The following is a 9,192-nucleotide window of genomic DNA, read 5'->3' as shown; positions in this document are numbered from 1 at the left end:
CACAGCTCGTCGGGAATCCGCCAGCCCCGGTGAGCCTTCCCTCGTGCAGACACTTCACCCCCGGTCGCCAGTCGGAGGGTCACGGCTTGTCAATCATTAACACCCTGGGCGGTTTTCGGATAGGCTCCTAGGAACCCAGTACGGCCATCAGGAAAGGCCAGTCTCTGCTCGTGACGCCCTTCCAGCGCGAGTGGTCGATTCTCCCGTTCTCGGTAGACGGTGCGACCCACGAGCCCGAGCAGAGCGAGTAGCAGGGGAAACGCGGCGGGTTGGAGTGGCGGCCCAGCCAGAACGTTTCCTTCGACCGATCGCGCAAAGAGACTTCGATGACGAAGAGGGGCACGAGTGGGCGACCGCGGCGTGGGCTCCACCCGTCGGGCGCGAGCGGCCAGCCGCGAACGATCGCGCGCACGAGTGCGGGGTCCGCCAACTCTCGTTCGGACGCGGGCGATGGCGGAAGCGATCGAACCAGCACGCTCGCGACCCTCTCGAGTGGGATCGGGGTAGTCGGAGGTGCTTTCGGGGACCCGCATGCCAAGAGCGCGAGCAGCATCGGCGCCGTCCACGACCAGCCGCTCACGCTCGCGCCCCTGATAACTCGATGCTCGCGACGAGCCCACCGCCGTCGGCGTTGGCGACGCGCAGCGCGCCGCCCATCTGCTGCACGAGCGAGCGCACGAGCGCGAGGCCGATGCCGGCGCCCTGCGCGCTGCGCGTGAGCTCGTCGCCGCGGCGATAGAAGGGCTCGAGGATTCGGCCGAGCTCCTCGCGCGGCACGCCGGCGCCGTGGTCGCGCACGGAGACCGCGACGCCCTCGCCGGCGCGCGCACACGAGACCTCGATGCGCGAGGGTGCGCCGCGGCCGTACTTGATCGCGTTGTCGACGAGATTGAAGACGACCTGCATCAGCGCGTCGCGCTCGAATCGCACCGCCGGCAGCTCCTCGTCGAGCGCGAGGGAGAGCTCGAAGCCGTGCTGCTCCGCGTGGCCGCGCAGCAAGTCGACCGCCTCGCGCACGACGGGCCTGACGTCGCCGACGCGCAGCTCGAGCGCACGCGCACCGCGTTCGAGCCGCGAGAACTCGAGCACGTTGTTGATCAGCCGCGAGAGCCGCTCGGTCTCCGCGGTGATCGAGCCATAGTACTCGCGACGCTTGTCCTCGCCGGCGACGAGGCCGTCGCGCAACATCTCGGCGTAGAGGCGAATCGCGGTGAGCGGCGTCTTCAGCTCGTGCGACACCGCCGAAGCGAAGTTGCTGCGCCGCTCCGCAAAGTGAAGCGCGACCGCGGCCATCCGGTAGACGGCGAAGAGCCCGCCGGCGCCGGCGAGCGCGAACAGCGCAGCGAGCCAATAGACGCTGCGCGCGCCGTCCTCGGCGAACGGCTCGAACGAGAGCTTCACCGCGAGCGGATCGAACGGTTCGGCGAAGCGATGCGTGAAGACGCGCAGCTCCTCGCTCCCTGCGCCGGACCAGGCGAGCTTGCGCGCCGGCGCGAGCTCGACGAGCGCCCCAGGCAACGCGCCCGTCGCGAGCGTGGTGCCCGCGAGCGCGGCTTCCACCGCGCCAACGTCGAGCACGACGCCTTGGCGCACGCCGCGATCTCCGATCCACGCGCTGCGCACCAGTAACAGCTCCCCGCTCTGCGCGAGCCGGCCGCGCATCGGGTCGACGACGACGCGCACGAGCTCGCTCGCAGCGTCCGCAGCCGCCGGTGCGGCGGCGAGCGGCGGCGCCGGCGTGAGTGCTGGCTCCGACTTCCCGCGCGCGGGCCCTTCGGCAGTCGCCGCGCCGAGCGCAGCAGGGATGTCTTTCTGCCCCGCCTCGGTGGACGCGAGGACGCCAGCGCCCTCCGCGAGGGCGGGCGCCGGCGCTTCGTGATCGCGCTTCATCTCGACCGGAGTCGCGGCATCCGCTTCGACACGCCCGCCGAGCTCGCGCTCGGGCACGCTGAACTCCGTCGACGTGGGGATTGCGGGCGCCGCGGCGTCTGTGGACAGCGCGTGCTCGACCAGCTCGCGCGGCGACAGGCTCGAGGATGTGCGCGCTTCCTCCGCGGGCGGCTCGGCGGCAGCGACGGGCTCCGCGCGGCTCGTCGCTTCCGCGCGCCGGTCTGTCGGCACGATCTCGTCCGCGACCGCCTGCTCCTCCACGTACACGCGCTGCCTGCGTTCCTCGCGCTCCTTCGCGCCGGTGTTCAGCTTGGCGAGCGCTTCAAATGCGTCCGTCGCGAGCGGCTCTTGCGCAGGCGTCGGCGACGGGAGCGCGACCTCCGCGGCGGGAGCGACCGCGAGCGGCGTGGCATGCGCATCCTCGTGGGCGAAACGCGGCGCGGGCTGCGCTTCCGCCATCGCGCCAGGTGCGGGCGCCGGCGGAGCCTGCGAATCGGACCGCTTCGGCTTCGCCCCACGCGCAGGCGGAGAAGGCGCGGGCTTGCGCGCCGCCGCCTCGAGGCGCGCGCCCTCGCCGGCGACGCGCTCCGCGAGCTGCGCTGCACCGCTCGCCCACGCAGGGCTCGACACGCGGCCGTCCGCCTCGATCTGAAACCAGCCGAGCGCTGGGCCGCCGGCGGGCTCGCGCCGAAGCGGAGAATCCTCGCGCGCGAAGTCGTAGTCGCTCGCCGGGCGCGCCTCCTCGCCCCGTAACAACTCCGTCAGCGTGCGCTCCATCTCGTCGAACGCGCGCTCCGCCACCGCGAGCTCGCGCGCCTCGCGCTCGAGCTCGACGCTCGCGAGCGCGCGCCGCACGAGCAGCGCGGCCGGCAGCGCGAGCACCATGCCGAGCGCGAGGAAGACGAGGCGCAGCCGCGCGGCGCTCATGCGAGCAGCCGGTAGCCCTCGCCGCGCACCGTCTCGATCAGGTCGCGCGCGGGGCCGAGCTTCTTGCGCAGCTTCGCGACGTGCATGTCGACCGTGCGCGTCTCGACGTGGTCCGCGTGCTCGAAGCGCCACACCTCGCGCAGCAGCGTGCGGCGCGAGACGATGCGCCCGCGCTCCTCAGCGAGCAGCGCGAGCAGCTCGATCTCGCGGCGCGTGAGCTCGATGTCTTCGCCATCGCCGCTCGCCACCAGTCGCGCGGGCTCGATCGTGAGCACGCCGATGCGGAACGGAGGAAGCGTGTCGACGCCGCGCTCGCCAGCGCGCCGCAGCAGCGCCTGCACGCGCGCTAGCAGCTGCGCGAGCGAGAACGGCTTCGTCACGTAGTCGTCCGCGCCCACCTTGAAGCCGCGCAGCACGTCGTCCTCCGCGCCGCGTGCGGTGAGCATCAGGATCGGCAGCCGCGGATGCGCCTCGCGCACGCGCTCGCACACGTCGAAGCCTGACAACCCGGGCAGCATCAGGTCGAGCACGATCAGGTCGTGATTCCCTGATAACCCGAGCCGCAGGCCCTCCTCGCCGGTCGCAGCGCCGTTCGCGTCGAAGCCGTGATGCGCGAACACGTCGAGCAGACCGCGCCGGATCGCGGGCTCGTCCTCGACCACGAGAATGCGCTGCTTCGCACTCATCGCAGGAAGTTATCGGCGCGCGAAGCGCCGGCGTGTAAAGGCTTGGTAAACGTGCGCCGCACGCGGCCTGCGCGCGCTCTGCCAGCCCGCGTCGCCGCAGCCCTCAGTACACCCCGCCCAGCTTGCTGTGGTCCCAGCTCACGATGCGCTCGGGGCGAACTCGGATCCCGGTGCGCTTCGGCGCGGTGCCGCGCACGGCGTTGCGCACGCCGTCGCGCGCCTTGTCATCGGGGTTGTCGAGCGTCTTGGTCGAGACGCGCGTGAGGATGTCGACGACCTGCTCCGTGTCGCGGATCAACTCGGCCTTCCCGTAAATCACGACGCCCTTCAGGTTCGAGTAGACGGCGCCGCCGCTCTCGACCATCAGCGTCGCGCGCGGGTCGCGCTGCAGGTTCGTGATCTTCTGGCTCTTCGTGAACGTCGTCATCACGATCGCGCCGTCGGGCTCCACCCCGAACCACATCGGCATGGGATGCGGTGTGCCGTCCTTGTTGATCGTGACGATGGTGAGGGTTTGCGCTTTTGCGAGGTACGTGGCGATCTCGGAGTCAGTCATGCGGATCTGATCACGGCGGGACATCGAAGCTCCTAGTGGCACCTCAGGCAGAGGTGCGCGTTCTTCCTTGTTTACTTCGCATCGGGCTCGAAGACTCGCCCGCTGCTGCGCGCTTCGCCGACGCGTATCGATGCATCCAGGTCGACTCAGACTTGGAAACGCGTCGGCGAATCCTCTCGGTTGACTTCGCTCGCCTTCGGCTCGCTGCGCGCTTCGCTTGCGGCCTCGGCCGACCCGCTTGGTCGGAGCGTTCGACTGCGAGCGTGATCTGGCGTTCTCTCGGCGCGTCAATGCATCGAGGTTTGTCAGGCGCGGAGAGGCTGTGTGAAGTCGAGATCACTTCACGCGATCTCGTGCTCGCTCGAGCAGTCTTGCGTTCGCGGCGCGCAGGGCGTCCTCGGCGTCGAGGCCGGCGGCTTGTGCGCGCGACACGAGCGCGAGGAGTGCGTCGCCGAGCGTGGCCTCGTCGAGGGCGCCGGCTTCGCGCGCGCTCGGTGCGAGATCGCCGAGGCCTTCGCGCTCGGCGCGGCGCAGCAGCTTCGCGGCGCGCGTGAGCGCAGGCAGGCCGATCGGCACCTCTTCGAGCGCGGCGAGCTTCGCGTTCTTCGCGCCGGCCGCTGCGTTCTTCGCAGCGCGCTCCTGCTGCTTGATCTGCTCCCAGCTCGCGAGCTGCAGCTCGACCGTCGCGATCTCGGCGTCGCTGAAGATCCCCGGATGCCGGCGCACGAGCTTGTCCGCGATGGCATGCGCGACCGCGTCGAAGTCGAAGTGCCCGCCCTCCTCCGCCATGCGTGCATGGAAGACGACCTGCAACAACAAGTCCCCGAGCTCGTCGCGCAGCGCGTCCATGTCGCCGCCGCGAATCGCGTCCTCGACCTCGTACGCCTCTTCGAGCGTGTGCTTCGCGATCGACGCGAAGGTCTGCTCGAGATCCCACGGGCAGCCCGTCCTGGGATCGCGCAGCCGCGCCATGATCGCGAGCAGCCGCGCGACTCCCGCCTGGCGCGCGGCGGCGGATGCGCGCTGCGCACTCGGAAGCGGTTCCTTCATCGAGGCCACTGTTCGATCTCCGCTCGGCTCCGAGGACTCCGCCTCGCTGCGCGCGGCGAGGCGCCGCTTGCGGCGCTCACAGCACTTTCCTCAGGTACTGCCCCGTGTAGCTCTCGCGGTTCTTCGCGACTTCTTCCGGCGTACCGAGCGCGATCACGCGCCCGCCGCCGTCGCCGCCTTCGGGGCCGAGGTCGATCACCCAGTCGGCGCAGCGGATCACGTCGAGGTTGTGCTCGATCACGACGACGGTGTTGCCCGCGTCGACCAGGCGGTCGAGCACGGCGAGCAGCTTCTTCAAGTCTTCGAAGTGCAGGCCCGTGGTCGGCTCGTCGAGGATGTAGAAGGTGCGGCCGGTCGCGGCGCGCGAAAGCTCGCGCGCGAGCTTGATGCGCTGCGCCTCGCCGCCCGAGAGCGTCGGCGAGGGCTGACCGAGCTTCAGGTAACCGAGCCCGACTTCGCCGAGCGTGCGCAGCCCCGAGAGCACTCTCGGCTGGTTCTCGAACACGCGCAGCGCTTCGTCGACCGAGAGCTCGAGCACTTCGGCGATGTTGAGGCCCTTGAAGCGCACGCGCAGCGTCGCGTCGTTGAAGCGTTTGCCCTTGCACACGTCGCACGGCACGAACACGTCGGCGAGGAAGTGCATCTCGATCTTCTTGACGCCGTCGCCCTCGCACGCCTCGCAGCGGCCGCCCTTCACGTTGAACGAGAAGCGCCCCGCCTTGTAGCCGTAGGTGCGCGCGTCGGGGGTCGTCGCGAACACCTCGCGGATCTCGTCGAAGATCTTCGTGTACGTCGCCGGGTTGCTGCGCGGCGTGCGGCCGATCGGCTTCTGGTCGATGTCGATCACTTTGTCGATGTGGCCGAGACCTTGGATGCGGTCGTGCGCGCCGGGCGGCTCGTGGCTGCCGTGGAATGCGCGGCGAAGCGCCGGATACAGCACGGCGTTCACGAGCGTGCTCTTGCCGGCGCCCGACACACCGGTCACCGCGGTGAGCGTCTCGAGCGGAAACTCGACATCGACGTTCTTCAGGTTGTGCTCGCGCGCGCCCTCGACCCGCACGCACTTCCCCGAACCCTTGCGGCGCTTCTCCGGCGTCTCGATCGCGAGGCGCCCTGATAAGTACGCTCCGGTGAGCGAGCGCTTCGACTTGCGCATCTGCGCGGGCGTGCCCGCGAACACCACCTCGCCGCCGGCAGCGCCCGCGCCGGGGCCGAAGTCGAGCACGAAGTCCGCTTCCTCGATCGTCTCCTGATCGTGCTCGACCACGATCACCGTGTTCGACATGTCGCGCAGCCGCTTCAGCGTCGCGAGCAGGCGCCCGTTGTCGCGCTGATGGAGGCCGATCGAGGGCTCGTCGAGGATGTAGAGCACGCCCGTGAGCTCGCTGCCGATCTGCGACGCGAGGCGGATGCGCTGGCTCTCGCCGCCCGAGAGCGACGGCCCGGGGCGATCGAGCGTGAGGTAGCCGAGGCCGATGTCGAGCAGGAAGCCGAGGCGGCCGTCGATCTCCTTCAGCACCTCGCCCGCGATCGTGCGCTCGTTCGCGCCGAGCTCGAGCGTTCGTAACAACTCGCGCGCGTCGGCGACGTTGAGGCGCGCCAGCTCCGGCAGGCTGCGCGCGCTCACGCGCACCGCCTTCGACTCCGGGCGCAGGCGCAAGCCGTCGCAGGTCTTGCACTCCGCTTCCGAGAGGTACCGCATGTACCACTTCTTCATGCCCTCGGACTTGGTCATGCGGAAGCGGCGGTAGAGCTCGTTCAGCACGCCCTCGAACGGGCGCTCGAACTCGATCTTGCCCGTCGCGAACTTCATCGAGAGCGCGATGCGCTTGTCGCCGGTGCCGAACAAGAGGATGTCGCGCTGCTTCTTTCCGAGATCCTTCCACGGCGCGTCGAGGTCGATGCCGTACTGCTTCGCGACGTTCTTCACGATCGAGCCGGTCCACGAATCGCCGCGCTCGAGAATCGTCCGCCACGGCTCGATCGCGCCGTCGCGCACGGACTTGCTCGGGTCGGGCACGACCAGCTCGGGGTCCATCTCGGGCTTGGTGCCGAGGCCGTTGCAGTCGGGGCACATGCCGAGCGGCGAGTTGAACGAGAAGCTCTGCGGCGAGAGCTCGGGGAAGCCGAGGTCGCAGATGTGGCAGTGGAGGTGCTCGGAGTAGAGGCGCTCCTCGCCGTCGAAGGCGACGAGCAGCGCGCCGCTGCCGCGCTTCAGCGCCGTCTCCACCGAATCTGTCAGGCGGGACTCGTACTTCGCGTCGCGCGACTCCGGCGCGACGAGGCGATCCACGACGATGTCGATCGTGTGCTTCTTCTTCTTGTCGAGTGCCGGCAGCTCGTCTCCGCGCACCGCTTCGCCGTCGATGCGGAAGCGCGAGAAACCCGCGCGCACGGCGTCTTCGAGCTCGTCGCGAAACTCGCCCTTGCGGTTCTCCGCGATGCGCGCGGCGAGCTGGAAGCGCGTCCCGGGCGCGAGCTTCGCGAGGCGCTCCGAGACCTCCGCCGCCGAGAGGCGCTCGACCGGCTCGCCGCAATTGTGGCAATGCTGCCGGCCGACGCGCGCGTACAGCACGCGCAGGTAGTCGTAGATCTCGGTGATCGTGCCGACCGTCGAGCGCGGGTTGTTACTGGCCGCCTTCTGCTCGATCGAGATCGTCGGCGAGAGCCCGCGAATGTGGTCGTAGCGCGGCTTCTCCATCTGCCAGAGGAACTGGCGCGCGTACGCGGAGAGCGACTCGACGTAGCGGCGCTGGCCCTCGGCGTAGAGCGTGTCGAACGCGAGCGACGACTTGCCCGAGCCCGACGGCCCCGTGAACACGACGAGCTTCTGCTTCGGAATGCGCGCGTCGACGCGCTTCAGGTTGTGCTCGGCGGCGCCTCGAACCTCGAGGATGTCGTTGACGGAGGGCATGAGTTTCCTGATGGACGCGTCGATACCGGCGCAGCTCGGCATTGTCACACGAGTTACCGGCGCGCCCAACCCGGGAGGTCTCGCGGAACGAGAGGTCCGACCCGCCTGCTAACGACTGCGCGCGATGCTCCCCGACGGCGCCGTGCTCACCGCTGCGATCGTGCTGTTTGCGTCGTTCCTCGCGGGCCTGTTCGGCTTCGGCTTCGGCATCGTCGCGACCGCGCTGCTCTCGCTGACGCTTCCACTCGCGCACGCCGCAAACCTCGTGAACCTCGCGAGCCCGTTCGTCACCGCGAGCCTGTTCTGGCAGCTGCGCGCGCACGTCGACCGCCGCGCCGTGCTGCGCATCTCGCCGTGGCTCGCGCTGGGCGTGCTCGGCGGGGTGTTCGCGCTCACGGCGATCGACGGGCGCACCCTGGTGCGCGTGCTCGGCGCGTTCGTCGTCGCGGTCTCGATCTGGAATCTCACCGCCAAGCCGCTTCGCGTTCCCGAGACGACGCTCGGCGACGCCGTCGCTGGCGGCCTGAGCGGCCTCTTCGGCGGCGCCTTCAACAGCGGCGGCCCGCCGCTGATCGCCTACGTCTACAGCCGCCCCGGCGCACCCGACCAACTCAAGGCCACGCTGCAGGCGCTCTTCCTCGTCAGCACCTTCGCGCGCATGGCGTTCGTCTCGGCGCACGGCGTGATGGAGGCGTCAGTCGTCATGGAAGCGGCTCTGGCGACGCCGTTCGCCGTGGGCGGCCAGTACGTCGGCCACGCGCTCTCGTCGCGCCTCAGCGGCGAGCGCTTCCGAAGGCTCGCGTGGGCGGGGCTGCTCGCGCTGGGGGTGGTGCTCGCGGCTCGGAGTTGAATCCCTCAGAGTCCGCGCCTTCGCTCCGCCTCCGCTTCCCAGAGATCGCGCGCCTGCTCTCGCCGAACGCCGATGACATCCAATGCCACGTCGAACGGATCTGAGTGCAAGAAGCTTCGCCGCACCGCCATCGGCAGGCGCTCGACCTTGCTTCGCATCGAGTCGTATTGGGACTTGTCGTCGGGCCCCACTCTGACCTGCCTGAGATCCTCGGCCCTAATTCCTCTAGAGAACGGCCTCTGTCTGCTGCGTTGTTGAGCACCGCTCGGCGAACTCCGCCGGGGTGAGGTTGCCGAGGCTCGAGTGCGGGCGCACGGCG

General features: G+C 69.8%; 6 protein-coding genes. 1 reads left to right on the top strand and 5 read right to left on the bottom strand.

Annotated features, from left to right (window positions below):
- Positions 1–576: 576 nt before the first annotated feature.
- The 5 genes from FJ091_21620 to uvrA form a co-directional block, all read right to left on the bottom strand.
- Positions 577–2,817 carry a HAMP domain-containing histidine kinase gene (locus FJ091_21620; protein MBM4385953.1) on the bottom strand — a complete coding sequence of 747 codons (2,241 nt, stop codon included), beginning with the start codon at positions 2,815–2,817 and terminating at the stop codon, positions 577–579.
- Complete coding sequence (locus tag FJ091_21615) at positions 2,814–3,503, bottom strand: response regulator transcription factor (protein MBM4385952.1); 690 nt, start codon at positions 3,501–3,503, stop codon at positions 2,814–2,816. The genes FJ091_21620 and FJ091_21615 overlap by 4 nt, the downstream gene beginning before the upstream one ends.
- Positions 3,504–3,606: 103 nt before the next feature.
- Positions 3,607–4,083 carry a TIGR03618 family F420-dependent PPOX class oxidoreductase gene (locus FJ091_21610; protein ID MBM4385951.1) on the bottom strand — a complete coding sequence of 159 codons (477 nt, stop codon included), beginning with the start codon at positions 4,081–4,083 and terminating at the stop codon, positions 3,607–3,609.
- A gap of 312 nt (positions 4,084–4,395) precedes the next feature.
- Entirely contained in the window at positions 4,396–5,109 is a 714-nt protein-coding gene (gene mazG, locus FJ091_21605; protein ID MBM4385950.1) for a nucleoside triphosphate pyrophosphohydrolase, read from the bottom strand.
- A 76-nt stretch (positions 5,110–5,185) separates the two neighbouring features.
- Positions 5,186–8,023, bottom strand: a complete 2,838-nt coding sequence (uvrA, locus tag FJ091_21600; GenBank protein ID MBM4385949.1) for an excinuclease ABC subunit UvrA — start codon at positions 8,021–8,023, stop codon at positions 5,186–5,188.
- A gap of 124 nt (positions 8,024–8,147) precedes the next feature.
- Here uvrA and FJ091_21595 point away from each other — a divergent pair, with 124 nt between their 5' ends.
- A complete protein-coding gene (locus FJ091_21595; GenBank protein ID MBM4385948.1) occupies positions 8,148–8,873 on the top strand; it encodes a sulfite exporter TauE/SafE family protein in 726 nt (241 codons plus the stop codon).
- Positions 8,874–9,192: the final 319 nt, after the last annotated feature.

Source organism: Deltaproteobacteria bacterium, assembly GCA_016875395.1.
Taxonomy (GTDB): domain Bacteria; phylum Myxococcota_A; class UBA9160; order UBA9160; family UBA6930; genus VGRF01.
This window is presented reverse-complemented; position numbering and strand designations above follow the sequence as displayed.